The sequence below is a fragment of the Xanthomarina sp. genome, from assembly GCF_035306705.1.
GTDB lineage: Bacteria > Bacteroidota > Bacteroidia > Flavobacteriales > Flavobacteriaceae > Xanthomarina.
The window spans coordinates 1-19,263 of sequence record NZ_DATGNO010000165.1; the positions used below are offsets into that span (position 1 = coordinate 1).

The following is a 19,263-nucleotide window of genomic DNA, read 5'->3' on the forward strand; positions in this document are numbered from 1 at the left end:
GTGTTGTGCATAGTGTTTTTACGCCATCCAAAGGTTTATTTCCGTCAGTATTTCCCATTTTCCGTTAATCTTTTCGAAAACAACAATGTTTCCAGCTCCGCATAAACTTCCACAACGAATTCCGTAATAGGTAGATGCAAATTGTCCATTATAATTGACTTGAGAAAACTCGACCACTTTATCAGTTCCGTATTTTTTTTCGATTCGTTTCCAACCTTTATCAATTCGTTTGGAATTTCCAAAGAATGAACTGAACTTTTTATCTGTAATTGTTTCTATTTCTATTGATTGTGTATTTAATAAATTCGCGTGGATTTTTGGATGTTCGGATTTGTCGGAAGTCAGTTGAACAATTACGTTCCTCAAATCCTTTTCATTACTTATTCTTTTTATAAATGTTGAATCTTTATATGTCATAATATAAAGCATATCCATATCTAATTTCGTGATTGAATCAGACTTATGGTCAAGAACTTCGTAGTTTCCGTCGAATTCTTCCATAAACTGCTCAAGCAATAATATTTTTTCTTTTTTCGATTTATTTCCTAACTTTAATTGTTGAGTTAAAATCATCGAATACAATTCATAATCGTCTTTTTCAGTTTGAGAAAATGACAACTGTGAAACCAAGAATATAAATATTAGCAACTTTTTCATTTCTTACATTATGCACAACTCGTTATATAAATTCAAATATAGTTAATTAACTCTTAAAATTTCGGGATATCAACACTTTCTTGTTGCCTTTGTCTTTTAACTGCAACTCTTCAACAATAACATCTAAAGGATTCCGTATCTGCATCAAACTCTTTTGAGCTACATGCGTGTAAATCATCGTGGTCTCGGGCTTAACATGACCCAATAGTTCTTGTATATATCGTAAATCAATCCCGTTTTCTAACATATGCGTGGCATAACTATGTCGTAATGTATGTGGCGTAACAGGTTTGCTAATACCAGCCAATCGACACGATTGTTTTATAAAATTCCGAATACTGCTTGCCGAATACACACCACCATCACGTCCTTCTACCACATAGCTTGCAGGCGTGTAGGTGCGAATGTAATTTATCAATAAAGGCTTGATGGCCTCGCTCATTCCAACGGTACGATCCCTTCGTCCTTTTCCTTGTTTAATATGTATCTGGCTTCTATCGATGTCTAAATCATTAAGTTTTAAATTTAAAAGTTCTCCAATGCGAAGGCCTCCCGAATAGATTAATCCAATAATCGCGCGATGTTTTAGATTTCGGGTCACTTGCATTAAATCGATGATGGCTTCCTTGGACAATATTGTTGGCAAATAATTGCTTTTTTTTGGACGTTTAAAATGGCTGGCATCAAAATTCTCTAAATCGCAATAGGCTGTAAAGTGTTTAAAAGCACTAATACATTGTCTATGACTGCTAATGCTGTAATACTCTTTGGAAATAACTTGTTCCATAAAATCTTCGATACTGCGTGTGTTCCAATGTATGAGTTCTAAATCTTTATGATGGTTTAAATAACGAAGTATAAAATAGCCATAGGAGGAAACGGTGCTTTCACTTAATCGTTTGCCTCGTAAATAAGTAACATACGCTTTTAAAATATCTTTTTGAGCCTTGGTTAATTCGCGAAATAATATGGTTTTATCTGGGGGTTTTATTTTGGCAAAAGGCGATGTAATTTCTCTCTTCACATACTTTAAATGGCTGTAATCTACATAGTAACCTCCTTTTTGTAAATAGGTGAAAAGCTGATGCAGCGTCTGATCACTATGTGCCACATAATAGGTTTTATGCGTGACACTCCATGTTACACCATCAAAATTTTTAATGTAGGTCTTTATCTTGGTATCAAATTTAAATCCAATAGCTATTTGGCTTAAGTTTTTATGTTGCAGGGGTTGTAGTGTAATGGTCTGTTTCATAAGGCGTTGAATTGGTTAAAGTTAACAAATAATACATTATGAAACACTAATTTGGAATATTTGTTTTTTGTCGGCTCAGGAAATGATTTTATGGAGTAGGGGAATACTATGAAAATATAAAGATGACATGTTTAAATAATAGGAACCCTAAAGACAAAGACTAGTCGGGTTTGCCTTGTTAAAGTGAAGGTCAAAGATCTAAAACACCACGAGTTTTTTTATAATAGTTACGATGAAACTTATTAATGAAGCTATCCCAGTTTTTATCGGAAAATCCGGTTTGTGGTACATGGATATCACTTCAAAAAAAAACAACGATGTGATAAAGACCCAACCGTTGTTAGTAACATCGTTGTTTTTGTTATTATAAAGGAATAGCTTATCCTAAAATATTTCTTTTTATAGCTCTGCCAATAAACCGAACTTTATCATTAAAAGGAAAATTGGCTAAAACCGATTTTACAACGCCTTTTGTAAATCGGGTACGTTTTTTATAATCGATATGCACATCTACCAAAACCGTTTTATTTAATTTTGCCGCTTGAAGAGCTGTACTAATAACGTTGTCAATCTGCGCGTCATTTTCTATAACTAAATAGTCGGCACCCACAGCATGTGCAATGCCATCTATATTGAAATCGCCTATTACCGTAGATGTTTTTCTGTTATAAGGAATTTCCTGTCCTTGGGATATTTGGGAAAGTTCGCCATCATGAAAAACAAAAATAACCAGTCCTAATTGGTTCCTTTTTGCAGTTAATAACTCCAAACCAGTCATCAAAAAAGCACCATCGCCCACAATTCCGATAACTTGTTTGTTGGGGTTCACAAATTTAGCGCCTATGGCTGCCGGCACACAGTAACCCATACAGTTAAAATCTGTGGGACTAATTAAATGCTTGCTTTTTAGGTTTTTAAATAACTCTACAGTAAGAAACGTGTGATTGCCATCGTCCACAACGGTAATGGCATCGTCGTCCAGATGCTGCCTTAAACTTTTGAAAAAATGATAAGGGTTTACCCGATCAAATTTATAATCGGCCCATTCTTTATAATAGGCCTGTTTGTCTTTGGCAATAGAACTTATTAATTTAGGATGGGTTTTTTCTATGTTCCTTTTAGTAAGCTCTGTTAATAAACTTTCTAATACCTGCTTGGCATCGCCTTGTATGGCCAATTTGCTTTGGTAGTTTTTATCGAAAACATGTTCATCTATATCAATATGAATCAAGTTTTCAGGAACTTTTGCGCTAAAACTTCCCGTTGGTATTTCTGCAAATCGTGTGCCTACAGCAATTAAACAATCCACATCCTTAAAAGCGTTTTCCGATGCGGGAACGGATGCCGGACCAAAACCCATCCCTGTAAATAAGTCGTGATCGCCAGGAAACACACTAAATCCTTGCAGGGTTGTGGATACTGGAGCATGGAGTTTTTCGGCTATTTGTACACTTATTGCCGTAGCTTCTTTAGCGCCCCATCCTAAAAATAGGCCTACTTTTTTAGATTCTGAAATAATACGAATAGCCTCATCTATTTGAGGTCCTAGTACGACAGGTTTTGTTTCAGGTTTTTTATAAAATGGTATTTCTGAAACGTCGCCTTTAAATAATTGAATATCCGCAGGAACCTCAATAAAAACAGGACCCGGATTTCCCGAAATAGCAATATGGTAAGCCTCAAAAATACTGGGCATAATGTCCTCATGCTTTTTTATATGGTACGTTTTTTTGGTGATGCCACTCAAAACCGAATGCATATCCCATTCATGAAGCTGATAACTTTTTTTAACATCCAAACGGATGCCACCAGAAATAATAAGCATGGGAATGCCATCTAAAAAAGCCTCGCCAATTCCACTTAAAGCATGGGTAACTCCGGCTGCAGGAACAATAACCAGGGTTCCTATATTATTTGAAGTACGACTTACGGCATCGGCCATAAAAGCACCTCCACCTTCGTGAGTAACTAAAATAGGTGTAATTTTTTTGGACTTGTTCAATTCATCATAAATCTCCGTGTTATGCACGCCTGGAACACCAAATGTATGAGATATAGGTAATTGCTCTAACGCGTTAACAACTAACCATGCACCTGTTTTTTTCATAATAAATTTTAATTTTAAAGTGTTATTCCTGCAATGTTTGCTCCAGCAACTCTTCCTGTTAAAATACAAGATCCTAAAAAAGTGCCTTCCAACGATCTGGAACCATGAATCCCGCCACCACCAAATCCGGCAGCTTCGCCTACGGCATATAATCCTGAAATTACGTTGCCATCCTTGTCTATAACTTGCGAATTCAGGTTAGTAGGAATGCCTCCCAAGCTTTTTCTGCTTAATATATATTGTTTTACCGCAATCAATGGACCTGCTTTAGGGTCTAATATTTTTTGAAATTTTGAGGTTCTAATTCTATCACCTTTATACAATCTAAAATTTACCAATCGGCGTAATTGTTCATCGTTAAAGTACTTTTTGCCCCTTTCAATTTCGTCGTCATAAGCGTTTAAGTCTTTTTTTAGAATCTCAAAATTCACTTTATTATTTATGTCTTGTTCATTCATTTTTTTTACCAAATCATCAAGCTTGTCGGCAACTATAAAATGGTCGGATTCTTCAATCAATCGGTTTACCAAAGTTTTGTTTCCGAAGAGAACGTCTCTTATCAATCTCAATTTATCCCGATGTCTAAAAGCCGTCATATAATCAGATCCCGAAACTGCCAGTTCCTTTATGGCAATTTTCCAGTTCATAATACTCCACGAATACTGCTCCTTGGTTTTTAGGATGTGTTCAACAAAATACGAAGTATCTGTATAAGCCACAAGCGGAGGTGTAAACCTTTTTCCGGTAGCATCGACCCAAATGGCCGATCGAGGCGGAACTAAACTCAGGCCATCTCTAAACTTCCCTGTTTCTGGATGTGGGCTTGGAATTCCTGCAGCGTAATGCCATTGTTTATTTAAGTTACTTGAAGGAATTTCTTTTTGTTCTAAATCTAAATGAATGGTGCCATCGGCATATTTATGAGAGCCATTTAATAAGCTATCTGGCGGCGTGCTTAGATTTGGATGCCAGTTGTTTTTAACGAGCTCCAGGTTTCCTCCTGTAATTCCACCAGATGCAACAACTATGTTTTTGGAGGTAATATTGAATTTTTCTTTGGTTAATTCATCAATAACTTCAACACCTATGGCTTTTTTATTGTCTATAATAATGGATGCCACTTTATGCTGAAATTTTATTTCAAGCTGTTCTTTTTTTTGATGATTCAATAAATAGTTGGTTACTTTATTAGATAAATCATAACCCGTTCCCCAAGTAATATGCCATCTAGGCACCGAATTCCCTTTCACATCCATCCCGCGTTCGGGCCAATTGACCACAGGTAGAAAGTCGACTTTTTTAGTAATAAGCCAATTGTAAATAATAGATATGGAATGCTCTGAATAGAACTTAGCCCATTGTGCGCCCAAACTATCGGTTTCGGTAAAGTTGCCATAGCGCAGCCAATCCTCATAAAGTAATGTGGCTGAATCTTTAATTCCTGCTCTTTTTTGCTGTGGGGTTCCAGAAAATAAAATACCTCCAAAGGATTTTTTTGCCAATCCGCCAAAATTCTCTTCAGTATCCCTGTCAATAATCAGTACTTTTTTATTGTTGTCCAGAAGTTCAATGGCTGCAGATATTCCTGCCAAGCCACCACCAACTATAATGTTTTCGTATTCCAGAACAGTCATAAATTAAGTTATAAAAGAGTCATTTTTTTTAATGCGTTTTTAGCTACTTAAATTTTCTCAAAATCTTTGCGCGTTTTCTAAAGAATTTTATGATTGAATACGAGTGATTTTAAGAATAAAAGCAACAATATGCATGATTTCATTGAAGCTCTAAAATAAACATTTTTAATCACGTCGATCCTTTGAAACGGGTTTTCTTCACTCATATTCAAAAGCATACAATAAATAACACATGAATTGATTTATTTAAAAAAACTGAAATTTAATGTCATTAGGCATAAAATGAATGCCTTTAAAATGCGTTTTTGCTCTTATTTGATGTTTTATTTCTGGAGGTATAACAAAGGCATCTCCTTGTTTTAATAGTTTGTCTTCGTCATTTATTGTCAGGATACATGCGCCTTCTTGGATAAAAAGGATCGATTCCATATTGGCAAGGTGTTTTGGTAATAAATCACCAGCTTCTGCCTGCATTTGTTTAGCCATTAAATGATTGCCTGAAGTAAGTAATTTAACTTTGGGAGGGGTTACTTGTTCCATGAGGTATGGTTTTAAATTTTAATGTTGATGAATGGTTTTATATAAAAAGTGCGCATTTGGTCCAGATGATTTTCATTGGAAAATCGGTAGAAACCAAACACGCACATATCTTTAGATGTCGCAAGAAATTAAGAGTTTAATACATGCGATTTCGTTTCAAATGAAAACAGTTTTTACTTATCCAAAAATTGACGCAGTACATATTGAAGAATTCCACCATTGCGGTAATATTCAATCTCCACCAACGAATCCAATCGGGCAATTGCTTTAAATTTTATAGTTTTATTCTTGTCATTTACAGCAATAACATCTACGTGTTTTGAAGGTGTTAACCCTTCAGAAATCCCCTGTATGCTAAAGGTTTCAGTTCCAGTTAGGCCTAAGCTTTCAGCGGTATCACCTTCTTCATATTGTAAGGGCATAACACCCATACCTACTAAATTGCTTCTATGGATGCGCTCGTAGCTTTCAGCTAAAACAGCTTTTATTCCTAGTAAAAAAGTGCCTTTCGCCGCCCAATCTCGCGAAGAACCACTACCGTATTCTTTCCCTGTAAGAACCACTAAAGGGGTTGCATCTTTTTTATATTTCATGGCTGCATCATAAACAGTCATTTCAGTTCCAGAAGGTAAATGAGTGGTGTATCCACCTTCTTTTTTGGCCAGTTTGTTTTTAATTCGAACGTTTGAAAAAGTGCCACGAACCATAACTTCATCATTTCCACGACGACTACCAAAGGAATTGAATTCTTCTTTTTTCACTCCTTTTTCAAGTAAATATTTCCCGGCTGCAGAATGCTCGTTAAAAGATCCTGCCGGAGAAATATGGTCGGTAGTAATGCTGTCTCCCAACACTAAAAGAGCGCGCGCATTTGTAATGTCTTGGAGTGCTGGAGGTGTTTCTGAAATGTCTTTAAAGAAGGGAATTTCCTTAATATAAGTCGAGTTTTTGTCCCATTCGTATAATTTGCCTTTCGGAATAACTAAGTTTCTCCATATCTCATTGCCCTCAAAAATCTCGGAGTAGTTTTTATGGAAATCTTTGGGTGAAAGTACTTTTTTGAGAACTGAATTAATTTCATCGTCAGTTGGCCAAATATCCTTTAAATATACCGGAAGTTGATTTTTATCGTAACTGATTGGTTCCGTAGTTAAATCAATATCCACACGCCCAGCAATGGCAAAAGCAACTACTAACATGGGCGACATTAGATAATTCATTTTAACTTGCGGATGGACACGTGCTTCAAAATTCCGATTTCCAGAAAGTACAGAGCACACAACAAGTTCGTGGTCGTCTATAGCTTTAGCAATAGCTGGAGGTAAGGGCCCGGAATTTCCAATACAAGAAGTGCAACCATAACCTACTAAATGAAATTGTAAGGCTTCTAAGTCTTTAAGTAAATCGGCTGTTTTTAAATAATCGGTTACCACTTTCGAGCCAGGTGCCAAGGAGGTTTTTACCCAAGGTTTTACATCCACACCAAGTTCTCTAGCTTTTTTTGCAACCAAACCAGCGCCAATCATCACAAATGGATTGGAGGTGTTGGTACAGGAGGTAATAGCAGCAATAACAACCGATCCGTCTGATATGGAATATTTTTGCTCTCCTTTATCAATCCAAACCGTTTTAAGTCCGTTTTTTTCTTTCACTTCAATACTCGTTTTCTCAGGCATGGCTTGAGGAGGTGATAAGGTGTAATTGCCACCTTCATCTTTCCATCGGATTAAAGGATTGTCTGGCTCCCTATCGTCATGTTTAATATATTCTCTTTCAAAAGAGGAGCTTAATAAATCAATGAACTTCGGTTTAAAATTTCTTAAAAGTATTTTATCCTGTGGGCGTTTTGGACCAGCAACCGTAGGTTCAATTTTAGAAACATCCAACTCCACAACATCTGTATAATGAATGCGGTCTTCATCTTCACGCCATAACATATTCGCTTTGCAATAGGTTTCAACCAAATGGATTTGTTCTTCACTTCTATTACTTTCTCGCATGTATTGCAAGGTTTTGCCATCAATAGGGAAATAGGTAATGGTACAACCAAATTCTGGAGACATATTGCCAATAGTGGCTCTATCTGGAACGGATAAATAATCGAGTCCCGGACCAAATACTTCAACAAACTTTCCTACAACTCCTTTTTTCCTTAGAACATTGGCAATGGTTAAAACCAAATCGGTAGCAGTAGAACCTAAAGGTAGTTTTCCAGTTAATTTCAGCCCGATTACTTCTGGCATAATAAAATAAAGGGGTTGGCCTAAAATAGCGGCTTCAGCTTCAATACCACCAACACCCCAAGCTACCACGCCAATACCATTTACCATTGGAGTATGACTGTCTGTTCCTACTAAAGTGTCTGGAAAAAGTTCTCCGTTGCGTTCAATGACACCTTTGGATAAATATTCTAGGTTTATTTGATGGCAAATCCCCATTCCAGGAGGAACCACACTAAAATTATCAAAGGATTGTTGTGCCCATTTTAAAAATTGGTAACGCTCTTGATTACGTTTATATTCTTCCTCAATATTACGGTCGTAGGAGTAATTTGTTCCAAAATAATCTACTTGCACCGAGTGGTCAATGATCAAATCTACCGGTACCAACGGATTAATGGTATCAGGATCTTTTCCTTTTCGTGCCACTTCTGCCCGAAGTGCGGCAATGTCAACAACGGCTGGCACTCCAGTAAAATCCTGCATTAAAACCCGAGCAGGCTTAAATGGAATATCCTTGTCTGTGCCTTTGGGAGTCCAATGTAAAAGGGTTTCGATATTTTCTTTGGTGACCGAGAAATCATCAAAATTTCGCAAGGCATTTTCCAAAAGAATCCGAATGGAAAATGGAAGCTTATCTATTTTGTACCCTTGTGCCGAAAGTTCGGTAAGACTATAGAACGTCAAGCTTTTACCGTCAATATCTATTTGTTTTTTAATTTTAAAAGGATCTTTTTCCATGATAAAAGTATTTTAATGAGTTTTTTTTTTGAATGATAAGCGCCTGCGTTCTAATTAATAAAAGCTCTTTAGAACTTTATTTTTGGTTATCCCTTGAGAAAAATGAGGCTTAAATAGAACCAACGCTTAAGTAAACTGTAAGTTGAAAAATGACATCAACTTACAGACCTAAAGTTACGGGTTTAATTTGTAATAATGAGTTTTATTCAAAATTGAAATGAACCATAGGAATAGAATGGCTAAATAGATATAAAAAAATGACAGCCATATTTTTATGAAGAATTGATTCTAATTTTTTATTCATAATAAATCCATCTGTTATTTCTAAAGTTAGAAGTTTCTTTCATGATTTTAATGATAATTTCAGGTTTGCACCACTTTATATATAGCTGTTTTTACATATTTCTCTTTTTATGATTTTAAATACTATAGTTTGAAAGTACATATAGCATTCAAAATGAAATGTATTTTAATAGATAAATCGCTTATCAACTCGAGCTCGATAAATTCCGTTTTATACAACCAATTTTTTAAAAGCGTTTATTCCTTGAATTATTTCTTGGTTATTTTTAGGGTGGCTTGTTTGCTTTCTGTACTTTTTACATGTACCAGATAGATTCCTGCATCTCCCAATAGGTCCACAGGTACGGTTTCTACATTTTTATAGTTGGTAGAAGAAACAACTTGACCTAATAAATTGGATACAGTTACCTGAATTTCTGAAGTAGTTTCGCCTAAATTTATCGTAAACCTTCCGTTGTTTGGATTGGGATACGCACTTAGCATTGGCCCGAAAGAGTTGGTAGGAACTCCAAGAATTGCAGGAGTAGTTTTAAAGACCCAATAATCATCAAGGCCTCTGCTGTTTTCGCTTTTGTCTCCCGAAATACTCGAATCTGAGGAACAGAACATAATAAAATTGGAATCGGCTGTTGGCAAAATATAGGGCGCGCTTTCATCAGCAGAACCGCCTAAGGAATTTTGGGAAATGATGCCGCCAGTGGAATCTAATCTTACCAGCCAAAAATCATACCCTCCGTTGCTGTTTTGGGTCTTGTCGCCAGAGATGTTGCTTATACTGTACCCTGCAATCATATAAGTGCCGTCCGCCAGTTGGGTCAGGCTGCGTAAATAATCTATGCCACTGCCGCCAATGGTATTTTGCCAAACCAAATTGCCACTCGCATCCAGCTTTAGTATCCAATAGTCATAATTACCTTGAGAGTTTTCGGTCTTGTCGCCAGAAATGTTTGATTTAGAATAACCTCCCGCTAAAAAACCACCATCCAAGGTTTGGATAATATCCCGCAACACATCGCTATCGCTGCCGCCGTAAGCTTTATCCCATAGCACATTTCCGCTAACACCATCTATTTTTACAATCCAATTATCTGTTACCCCTTGGTTGGTTTGTGTTTTGTCTCCAGAAATCCCCGAAAACGAATAACCCGCCATTATAAATGCGCCATCTGTGGTTCGGATTCCTTTTTGAGGGCGATCTACCAAACTGCCTCCAATACTGTTTTGCCACACAATGGCTCCTGTACTGTCTAATTTAAGAGCCCAATAATCACGTTGACCATTAGTTGGATTTGTTTTGTCTCCACTAACATCGCTATCGGAATATCCGCCTACAAAGTAACCGCCATCTCCAGATTCAACCACAGAGGTTTCAAATTCCGGTTGGGCGCCACCATAAGTTTTTTGCCATACAATATCTCCAAAACTGTTAAGTTTTAAAATCCAATAGTCTAACCCGCCACGGGAATTTTCAGTCTTATCGCCAGAAATATTGGAATCTGAACTTGCTCCTAATATATAACCGCCATCTGCAGTTTGTTTAATGGAGAATAACGTGTCGTCTCCACTTCCACCCAAGGTGTTTTGCCACATAATGTTGCCCGATGCGTCAATTTTCACAATCCAAATATCATAACCGCCTTGACCGTTTTCAGTTTTTTCGCCAGAAATAGAACTGTTGGAAAAACCACCTAGAATGTAGCCTCCGTCTGAAGTAGCTTCAAATGCATTTGAATAATCACCAGCACTACCACCTATGGTTTTTTGCCAAAGAATAGCTGGATCTTGTGAGAAAACATGAAAGAAGGAAAATAATAATGCGAAGGTTGTAAGTTTCATAAGCTAAGGTTTTAAGGATTATATAGCTAAATCGGGAAGAGATTGAAATGTCATCAAATTTTTAAAAGATATAAGATCTAAAAAATAAGCCATCCTTTTAATTCATTTTATGGAGACCTAAAAGCTGAAACCAGTTATGTGGCATGTTTACGAATCCAATGTGGAAAACTCGCTTCCCAGATGGTAGGAAATCACCCTTGCTTTTAATCAGAAAAAATGGTATATTCTAAGTTATGATACAGAAAATTGAAACAGAGAAGATTCCTATCAAATTATGGTTGGAAAATCTTGAGGAAGGCGCGTTACAACAGGCCAAGGATTTGGCCAACTTGGATATTGCGTTTAGACACATTGCCATTATGCCCGATTCGCATCAAGGATACGGAATGCCAATTGGGGGAATTTTGGCCACCAAGGACGGCATAGTCCCAAATGCCGTAGGTGTGGACATTGGATGTGGCATGTGTTCCTTAAAAACCAATCTAAAGGAAATTGAACTGGGCGATTTAAAAAAGATCATGAGCAACATTAGAGAAACAGTTCCCGTTGGATTTAACCAGCACCAAGAAAAGCAAGACGATACATGGATGCCAGTTTTGAATGAGGATTTGCCAATTGTTTCCCAAGAATTTGAAAGAGGAAAATACCAAATTGGAACCTTGGGAGGTGGGAATCATTTTATAGAAATTCAAAAGGGCTCCGACGGCTTCATTTGGATTATGGTCCATTCGGGTTCGCGAAATATGGGATATACGGTGGCCAACCACTATCATAAAAAAGCCGTGGAAGAAACGAAACAACGAGGAAACCAGGTGCCAAAGGATTTGTCGTATTTTGTTAAAGGTACTGAGAGCTACGACAATTATTTTAAGGAAATGAACTACTGCATCGAATTCGCCTTACAAAACCGCAAACTGATGATGGAGCGCGTAAAGGATGCTTTTGTGGCTTTAGTTCCGGAAGTCGAGTTTTCAAATTTTATCAATAAGCCTCATAATTTCGCAGCTTGGGAAACCCATTTTGGAGAAAACCTAATGGTCCATAGAAAAGGAGCTACCCGAGCTGAAAAGGGAGAGTGGGGAATGATTCCAGGATCTCAAGGTACTCATTCCTACTTGGTACAAGGAAAAGGGAATCCGCTGTCCTTTAACTCCTGCTCGCACGGCGCTGGCCGCGTAATGAGTCGTGCCGAAGCGCGAAGAAGCTTGGACCTTAAAAAAGAAGTCGCCCAACTAAAAGAGATGGGCGTGCTCCATGCACTTCGCCATAAAAAAGATTTGGACGAAGCACCTAGTTCCTATAAGGACATTAAAGAGGTCATGGGCTTACAAAAAGACTTGGTGGAAATTAAAGTGGAGTTGACCCCGTTGGCCGTAATAAAAGCGTAATAGGTTGTAACATCTTTAACACTAAATTTCCTCAACAACAGCTTTTTGCTTCTTTTCAAAAAAGTAAATCTTCATCTGTAATAAGATAACCATAGCAAGAAACGCAATAACAGTTATGAATACCAACATGCCTATTTCCGATTTTATAGATGAAAGATTTCCCCCATAAAAAGCAATTTTTCTAAATCCGCTTAAAAATTGTGTCAACGGAATAAATTGTGCAATATTCGTAATAGCTGATGGAATGGCCATAGTAGGCCAAGTAAATCCACTTAGAATAAAAGCAGGCGTAGAAATAACCATCAAAAGCTCGGTGGCTTTTAACTGACTAGGGATAGCAATAGAAAATAACATTCCAATGCACATCGATGCCAAAGTTAATAGGGCTGTTAAAACCAACATCGGAAAGTTGAAGATGCCAGCTTCTATATTAAAATAAGGGAAAAAGAAACTAACAGCCAACCACATGAGAGGAAGCATCAGTAAAAATGGCGTTGCTTTTAATGCAATATGGTACAAGGAAGATTTGCTTTCCTTAATTAATTTTCCAAAATAACCATCTTCAAAATCCCTAGAAAAAACCAAGGCCATGGCTAAGAAAATAATTTGCTGCATAATTCCCCCTAACAAGCCAGGTAACATAAAAGTCACATAATTTCCAGTAGAATTATAGAGTTTGTTGAAGTTAATTTTAAAACTTTCGTATGAACTATATGCTTGAGCGGAGTGCATCCCCTGTTTTTTAAGACCCTCTATTTCCATTCCAGCGTTTAACGTCATTAAAACGGATTGTATGTTAACACTGGCTGTATTGGCGTTTAGTATATTCGCCATATTCAAATCCACTCGAATTTCTGGATGTCTTTTTTGAAAGACGTCGGCTTCAAAATTAGTAGGAAGTGTTATCACGGCAGCATATTGTTCTAGCGGCATTTCTGCTATGATGTTGCCGGCAGAATAACGCACATCGGTTACAAGTAAACCTTCATTGTCTTCGAAAGCATCTATTATTTTATCGGTAGTAGGACTCCTATCTTGATCGATAATAACAATGGGCAAGTCCACAACCTTGGCTTGTTGATACACATAGCCAAACAAAAATCCATATAGAATGGGAGCGCCAAAAAATATGGCAAGCAGCACATCGTTTGAAAAAATACGCTTGAATTCTATGCGAACTAATTTTATAAATTTCTTCATGGTTATTGTTTAATAAGAACCGTGGCATTCAAATAAAACGTCATATCCTCGACATGACTTGTAGGCACGACTTTTAGTTCGTAAATAGATTCATCTAAACTATACAAAGGAGCGGTACTGGTAATGTTTGCATATTGGGCCAGTTGGTTTATAGCCATGATTTTTGCTTGAATTTCTTCTTTGGTATAAGGGTTTACTACGATCAAGCTTTGACCAGGTTTATAATTATATATTTTCGATTCGGGAATGGTAAATCTAAAATAGACACTGCTTTTTTTATAGCCGTTAAACAGGGCGTAACCTGGAGTCAACAATTCGCCTTTTTCTAAACTAATGGTCTCAATGGACATATCTGCGGGCGCAATCAAATACTTTTCATTGTAGGCCGAAGTTACTTCTTGCTTGGCACCTAAAGCGCGATCCAATTGCCCTTGGGCTTGTTCAATTTGCTCAATTCTTGCTCCTTTTTGTACTTCCAATTGTTTGGCTGCCAAAGCATCTACTTGTGCTTGTGCCATGGAAAGTTTCATTTTTACCTCGTCAAATTGCTGCTTGCTTATCAAGGAATCCTTATACATATTATTCATACGGTTATACGATTCCTTAGCGAATTCCAATTGGGCTTTTCCGGAAATCAACTGCTGTTCAATCTGACTTAACTGTTCGGAAGTAGCTCCGTTATAAGCCAAATTTAATTGTCCTTGGGCTGAGGTTATGGCACCTTCCGCCTGCATCATTTTAGCAAGAACCTCTGGAATGTCGATGTAGGCGAGCGTGTCTCCTTTTTTTACATCTTGCCCTTCGGTAACATATATGTCTGAAATTCTTCCACCAATCTTGCTGCTTAAAGCAATGGTTTCGAATTTTACTTTTCCTCTTTCTGTAGTAATCTTGTCGTTGTTGCAAGAACTTAAAACAAGCAAGGAGGCAAGACTAAATAATATGGTTGTAGTTGATTTCATTTTTATAATTTCTTTTGAGTGCAATTAATATTGTAAAATTCCTTTGGCATGAAGCAATTCTGCCACGGCTCGGCGTTGATCAAACAAGGATTCTTGTAGTTTGAAATTGGCTCTTTCTAAATCAGTCAATGCGTCTAGAACATCATTTATGGAAGCTAAATCGTGTTTGTATTGTTTATCGGTCAAATCATAGGTGTCCGACGCCAACTCAATCTCTTTTTCAACAATTATTGAAGCTTGTAAGGTGGCCTGATAGGTTTGTTCGGCTTTTATAATGCTCAAGTTGATCATTTCTTCGGCTTCCTCTATGCGCTCTCTATAAATTTGACTTTCCAATGTGGATTTTTTGGCTTTTAAATTCGATTGGTTTCCATCGAAAATATTCCATTTAATACCTACACCTACATACCATACAGGATCGAGCAGTGAGAGGTAATCTTCTATAAATTCATAATGCCCTCGTAAAGCAACTTTTGGAATAAAATGATTTTTCTCCATTTTCGACTTATAAATGGTGGCCTGCTCAGCCTCTTCCAAAGCTTTTATTTCATTTCGTTTTTCTGTTTGGGTTTTATTCAGATTAAAAGATTCCAGTTTAGGATGTAAGATTCTAAGATGGTTTCGGTCTTCTCCCGTAAGTCGATGAAGCTCTTCAATTAACAAGGTTTTGTTATGCTCGAATCTTAATTGTTTCCCTGCCAATTGTTGTTGGGCCAATTCAATTTTTTTCCGTCCTATGGGAGTTGCAAGGCCATTTTCAATAGCTTTATTTATAAAATGTTCCTGTTCGCCCAGATATTTTTCCGAAATAGTTAATACTTTTTCTGAAGCATATACCAGAGCTAGCTTGTCGTAGGTCTCAATAATTTTTAACGCAATCTTGTCTTTCTCCGCCATTCCCAAATAGTTTAGGGAGAATTCTTTGTGCCGACTTGCTTTAATGGCATTGCTCACCTCGAATCCGCTAAAAAGAACCCAGTCCATGTCCAAAGAGGTTTTTAAAATGTTTTTGTCTTGAAGATTTGGCGTGTCCTTTAATGGAATTCCTTCTGGAAAGGGTGCGTTAAAAGGCAATCCAGCACCTTCTTTTATTAGGAGCTTTTGTGTGGCCACCAATAGATTTTGAGTATCCTCATCAAAAGTAATGTCGTCATTCAGTCGCGTGTAGCTTCCGTTAAGTGTGACTTTCGGAATAAAAACCGACCTGGCCAATCGCTGATCCAAATTTGCTTGTTCCGCTTCAATGGAGTTAATTTTTACGATCTGACTTTTATTAAGACCTTTAACTATTAGTTCCTTGAGCACAGGATCTAATTGTTGCGAATAACTTTCCATTGAAAAAAACCCAACAATACTGATTAGCAAGATCTTGATGGTACCTTTGTTGATTTGCATGAATAATAGTTTTTTAATTACGCTACAAAGTTAAGGCGAATAGGAGTGGATTCCTTTGACCTAGGTCAAAAAACACAAATCTATTAAGATTCAATATAATAAGTCTTAGGAAGATAGAGAGCAAAATCGAGATTTTTCGCAAAATAGAATGACAGTAAGATATAGATCTTTTGTTTGAGAATGAAGTGGCCTAGTACCTGTTAACCACTAACCCCTTCGTATGCGGCTTAGTGTCTCTGGCGTCATCCCTAGATAAGAAGCAATATGCCCCAAAGGAACGCGGCTGGAAATATCTGGAAATTCGGCCAGCATATAGTTATAGCGCTCACTAGCGGTCTGAAATTGAATGGCATTGAGCTTGTTCACTACTTTGGTGAGCATTTCAATGGAAACCAATCGGCCAAGTTGTTCCATCTTGTGATATTTGAAAAATAGAAGATCCATGTTTTCTTTGGAAATGGAATAAACCGTGGATGCTTCTAGCGTTTCTAAATAGTATAAACTTTCACTTTGCTGAAAAAAACTATCAACACTCGTCATAAACTTTCCAATTCCGAAAAACCATTGGGTCACTTCTTTGCCATCTTCCTTTAAGTAATAGCTTCTGCCCATTCCTTTTTCAACGAAATATAGTTTTTTGCTTATTTGATTTTGTTCAATCAACATCGTATTCTTAGGGAGGTTCTCTTTTTCAAAATGGGATAAGATATCCTCTAATTCTTCGGGATTAAAAGGAGTTATAGAAAGTAGAAACGTGGATAGATCCATTGGGGTTTATGATAAATTGGCATGATAATTAAGTTCAAATATATTGAAAAATAGTCAAGAATATACTTATTTCCTTGACTTAGAACTTGAGTAATAGCTCGTTTTTTATTCTTTTATTTCAAAACAGAATGTTTCATATCGAATGCCAATCCAATATATGTGTTGTTGTTAAATTCAAACTCATCAATAATTTCCCAACCTAGTTTTCTAGTATGGGCCTTTTCAGATATAACGTTTATTTTATTTATAAAGGTGATAGAGATGGGATATGCTTTTAGAAATTCAATCCTCATTTCCTCGAAAATTTGATTTAGTAAACCTTGACCACGATAATTTTTATCAATACAAACCGGGCCGTATTGAAAGCTGTTTTCTGTAGTTATTTTATTTCCATGAAAAGATAATTTTGGAAAACGAGAGACCATAAAATTAAAGATTTCCCATTGCTCGAAATAGTTCCAACTTCCGGCAAAAGCATAGGCCACAAGTTCGTTGTTCTTAGTAATGGCTACAAATAGGCCGTTTTCTTTAATTATTTCTTCAATTTGATTAACAGTGAAAGGCGTGGTTACAAAACCTTCTTTCCGCTCGACGTCATTTAAGTTTCTATACAGGTTTTTTTCTTGTAGGGCTAAAATGCCATCGATGTCATTCTTGGTTCCAATTCTGGTTTTTATCATATATACCTGTTTATAAAATAAATGTATTCGATAGCTGAAAAACGAAATTAATATACACAAAACTAATAGAAATTTATTGATTTTATTTGTAAAAATGAATAAATGGCACTGGTTTCCATGTCTTTATATTTGTAATCTTAGCAAAAGATTATTTAACTTTGTAGTTAATTAATAATCATAGCCTATCAAGCAGTTACTTACCGCCATTTTTTTATTTTATTGTTCTTTACAAGGTCACTTATTGCATGCTGAAAATAAATGGATGCAAGAAGAGATATTACCTACAATTACTATAACGACAGATCAGAGTGCTATTGATTATATTCTAGACGCGCAAATTTTAATCGATTTGGGGGAATATGATAAAAGTATCATGCTTTTAAATGTAATAGCCCAACGTTATAAAGGTGATAACAAAGAGATTGAGGCCCGAATCTTGGGTGGCTTGGCGCGTAATTACTTGAGTTTAGGATTGGATAGAAAAGCTATGGAATTTTGGCAAGATGCCATAGAAACCAGTCAGGATCTAGAGGATAATTCTTATCTGCAAGCTATTTTTTACAGTAATATGTCCATCGCATGTATAAATTTAGGTGAAACTGAAAAGGCACATAAAAACCTACTTAAGTCTTTGGAGATGTATCCGCTTATTTCAGTGTATCCAAAACTCTCGAAATTGGTTTTAGATAAAGATAAAGATTTTGAACTATCAGAGTCTTATTTGGCTTCAGGGTTATCCATTATAAATAGCGACACCATAGCAAATTTAAAGCCTTACTTGAACGACAGGTATATGGAAAGCCTACATCACGCTTTTATACTTGAAGGATATGCCTATCATTATTTTGTAATGGAAGATTTCCAAAAATCTCTAAAAAAGTATGAAGAGGTGCTAGCTATTGCACAGGAGATTAAAAGGACAAATTTACAAGTTGAAATACTTAAAAAGATAGGATATCTTTATCAAAGTATGGGCAATTTAGAAAAATCAACCTACTATTTAACAAAATATATTAGTCTCAACGATAGCTTGACACTTGTAAAGAGTAATGCCTTAAGCATTCCAATACAAAACTTTATTCATGAACAAGACAAAGAGGATCCAAAACAAATTAGAACCAATACAGCATATAGAATTATAATTTTTCTTGCCTTTGTTTCACTTTTCGTATTTATTATAATTAAAATATCTAAAAGGAGAAAGGAAGATGTTGAAGGTGTAAAAAACTCAGAAAAGGAATATAATAAAGCCATAGATTTAATCCTGCCACCGAAAACGGAGAAGGAGCTTTTGCTCAAATTAAAAGAGTTTGAAGCCTCAGAGGAATTTTTAGATAAAAACATGTCTTTCTCAGCTTTAGTTGGTTATTTAAATAGCAACTCAAAATATTTGAGAAAGATTCTTAAAAACAATAAGAATACAGATTACAACAACTATATAAATAAGCTAAGAATTCAATATATTGTCAACAAGTTAAAATCAGATCCAGACTATTTAAATTATAAGATAAGTTATTTGGCCGAGGAATGTGGGTTCTCTTCACATAGTAAATTTTCAGCTAGCTTTAAAAATGTAAC

At 36.4% G+C, this 19,263-nt stretch carries 14 protein-coding genes; 2 read left to right on the forward strand and 12 right to left on the reverse strand.

Annotated features, from left to right (window positions below):
• Positions 1–18: 18 nt before the first annotated feature.
• The 7 genes from VKY47_RS13060 to VKY47_RS13090 all read right to left on the reverse strand — a co-directional run bounded on the left by VKY47_RS13060 (position 19) and on the right by VKY47_RS13090 (position 11,292).
• On the reverse strand, positions 19–657 hold the full coding sequence (locus VKY47_RS13060; protein WP_324313255.1) for a hypothetical protein: 639 nt from the start codon (positions 655–657) through the stop codon (positions 19–21).
• Between the two features lie 46 nt (positions 658–703).
• Entirely contained in the window at positions 704–1,912 is a 1,209-nt protein-coding gene (locus VKY47_RS13065) for a tyrosine-type recombinase/integrase (RefSeq protein WP_324313256.1), read from the reverse strand.
• Between the two features lie 379 nt (positions 1,913–2,291).
• Positions 2,292–4,019, reverse strand: a complete 1,728-nt coding sequence (locus VKY47_RS13070; RefSeq protein WP_324313257.1) for a thiamine pyrophosphate-binding protein — start codon at positions 4,017–4,019, stop codon at positions 2,292–2,294.
• A 14-nt stretch (positions 4,020–4,033) separates the two neighbouring features.
• Positions 4,034–5,653, reverse strand: a complete 1,620-nt coding sequence (locus tag VKY47_RS13075; RefSeq protein ID WP_324313258.1) for an FAD-binding protein — start codon at positions 5,651–5,653, stop codon at positions 4,034–4,036.
• Positions 5,654–5,899: 246 nt separating this feature from the next.
• On the reverse strand, positions 5,900–6,193 hold the full coding sequence (locus tag VKY47_RS13080) for a cupin domain-containing protein (RefSeq protein ID WP_324313259.1): 294 nt from the start codon (positions 6,191–6,193) through the stop codon (positions 5,900–5,902).
• A gap of 173 nt (positions 6,194–6,366) precedes the next feature.
• A complete protein-coding gene (gene acnA / locus VKY47_RS13085) occupies positions 6,367–9,153 on the reverse strand; it encodes an aconitate hydratase AcnA (protein ID WP_324313260.1) in 2,787 nt (928 codons plus the stop codon).
• 552 nt (positions 9,154–9,705) lie between these two features.
• Positions 9,706–11,292, reverse strand: coding sequence for a T9SS type A sorting domain-containing protein (locus VKY47_RS13090; RefSeq protein ID WP_324313261.1), 1,587 nt, complete (start codon positions 11,290–11,292; stop codon positions 9,706–9,708).
• Between the two features lie 233 nt (positions 11,293–11,525).
• Here VKY47_RS13090 and VKY47_RS13095 point away from each other — a divergent pair, with 233 nt between their 5' ends.
• Positions 11,526–12,680, forward strand: a complete 1,155-nt coding sequence (locus VKY47_RS13095) for an RtcB family protein (protein WP_324313263.1) — start codon at positions 11,526–11,528, stop codon at positions 12,678–12,680.
• A gap of 21 nt (positions 12,681–12,701) precedes the next feature.
• Here VKY47_RS13095 and VKY47_RS13100 read toward each other — a convergent pair whose 3' ends face one another.
• From VKY47_RS13100 to VKY47_RS13120, 5 genes are all read right to left on the reverse strand, one after another.
• Positions 12,702–13,880, reverse strand: coding sequence for an ABC transporter permease (locus tag VKY47_RS13100; RefSeq protein ID WP_324313264.1), 1,179 nt, complete (start codon positions 13,878–13,880; stop codon positions 12,702–12,704).
• Between the two features lie 2 nt (positions 13,881–13,882).
• A complete protein-coding gene (locus VKY47_RS13105) occupies positions 13,883–14,842 on the reverse strand; it encodes an HlyD family secretion protein (protein ID WP_324313266.1) in 960 nt (319 codons plus the stop codon).
• Between the two features lie 24 nt (positions 14,843–14,866).
• A complete protein-coding gene (locus VKY47_RS13110) occupies positions 14,867–16,237 on the reverse strand; it encodes a TolC family protein (protein WP_324313268.1) in 1,371 nt (456 codons plus the stop codon).
• A gap of 207 nt (positions 16,238–16,444) precedes the next feature.
• Positions 16,445–17,005, reverse strand: coding sequence for a Crp/Fnr family transcriptional regulator (locus tag VKY47_RS13115; protein ID WP_324313269.1), 561 nt, complete (start codon positions 17,003–17,005; stop codon positions 16,445–16,447).
• A 113-nt stretch (positions 17,006–17,118) separates the two neighbouring features.
• Positions 17,119–17,685: a GNAT family N-acetyltransferase gene (locus tag VKY47_RS13120; RefSeq protein WP_324313271.1), complete on the reverse strand. Its 567-nt coding sequence runs from the start codon at positions 17,683–17,685 to the stop codon at positions 17,119–17,121.
• Between the two features lie 262 nt (positions 17,686–17,947).
• Between VKY47_RS13120 and VKY47_RS13125 the strand changes: the two genes are divergently transcribed.
• Positions 17,948–19,263: hypothetical protein (locus tag VKY47_RS13125; RefSeq protein ID WP_324313273.1), on the forward strand; the 1,316-nt coding region annotated here is incomplete at its 3' end.

What these genes read in the sequence shown, in the direction of transcription:
- VKY47_RS13100 (WP_324313264.1), bottom strand. Translation starts at nt 13,880, where the DNA reads ATGAAGAAATTTATAAAATTAGTTCGCATAGAATTCAAGCGTATTTTT.
- VKY47_RS13115 (WP_324313269.1), bottom strand. Translation starts at nt 17,005, where the DNA reads ATGGATCTATCCACGTTTCTACTTTCTATAACTCCTTTTAATCCCGAA.
- VKY47_RS13070 (WP_324313257.1), bottom strand. Translation starts at nt 4,019, where the DNA reads ATGAAAAAAACAGGTGCATGGTTAGTTGTTAACGCGTTAGAGCAATTA.
- VKY47_RS13120 (WP_324313271.1), bottom strand. Translation starts at nt 17,685, where the DNA reads ATGATAAAAACCAGAATTGGAACCAAGAATGACATCGATGGCATTTTA.
- VKY47_RS13075 (WP_324313258.1), bottom strand. Translation starts at nt 5,653, where the DNA reads ATGACTGTTCTGGAATACGAAAACATTATAGTTGGTGGTGGCTTGGCA.
- VKY47_RS13105 (WP_324313266.1), bottom strand. Translation starts at nt 14,842, where the DNA reads ATGAAATCAACTACAACCATATTATTTAGTCTTGCCTCCTTGCTTGTT.
- VKY47_RS13110 (WP_324313268.1), bottom strand. Translation starts at nt 16,237, where the DNA reads ATGCAAATCAACAAAGGTACCATCAAGATCTTGCTAATCAGTATTGTT.
- VKY47_RS13090 (WP_324313261.1), bottom strand. Translation starts at nt 11,292, where the DNA reads ATGAAACTTACAACCTTCGCATTATTATTTTCCTTCTTTCATGTTTTC.
- VKY47_RS13095 (WP_324313263.1), top strand. Translation starts at nt 11,526, where the DNA reads ATGATACAGAAAATTGAAACAGAGAAGATTCCTATCAAATTATGGTTG.
- VKY47_RS13060 (WP_324313255.1), bottom strand. Translation starts at nt 657, where the DNA reads ATGAAAAAGTTGCTAATATTTATATTCTTGGTTTCACAGTTGTCATTT.
- VKY47_RS13065 (WP_324313256.1), bottom strand. Translation starts at nt 1,912, where the DNA reads ATGAAACAGACCATTACACTACAACCCCTGCAACATAAAAACTTAAGC.
- VKY47_RS13080 (WP_324313259.1), bottom strand. Translation starts at nt 6,193, where the DNA reads ATGGAACAAGTAACCCCTCCCAAAGTTAAATTACTTACTTCAGGCAAT.
- acnA (WP_324313260.1), bottom strand. Translation starts at nt 9,153, where the DNA reads ATGGAAAAAGATCCTTTTAAAATTAAAAAACAAATAGATATTGACGGT.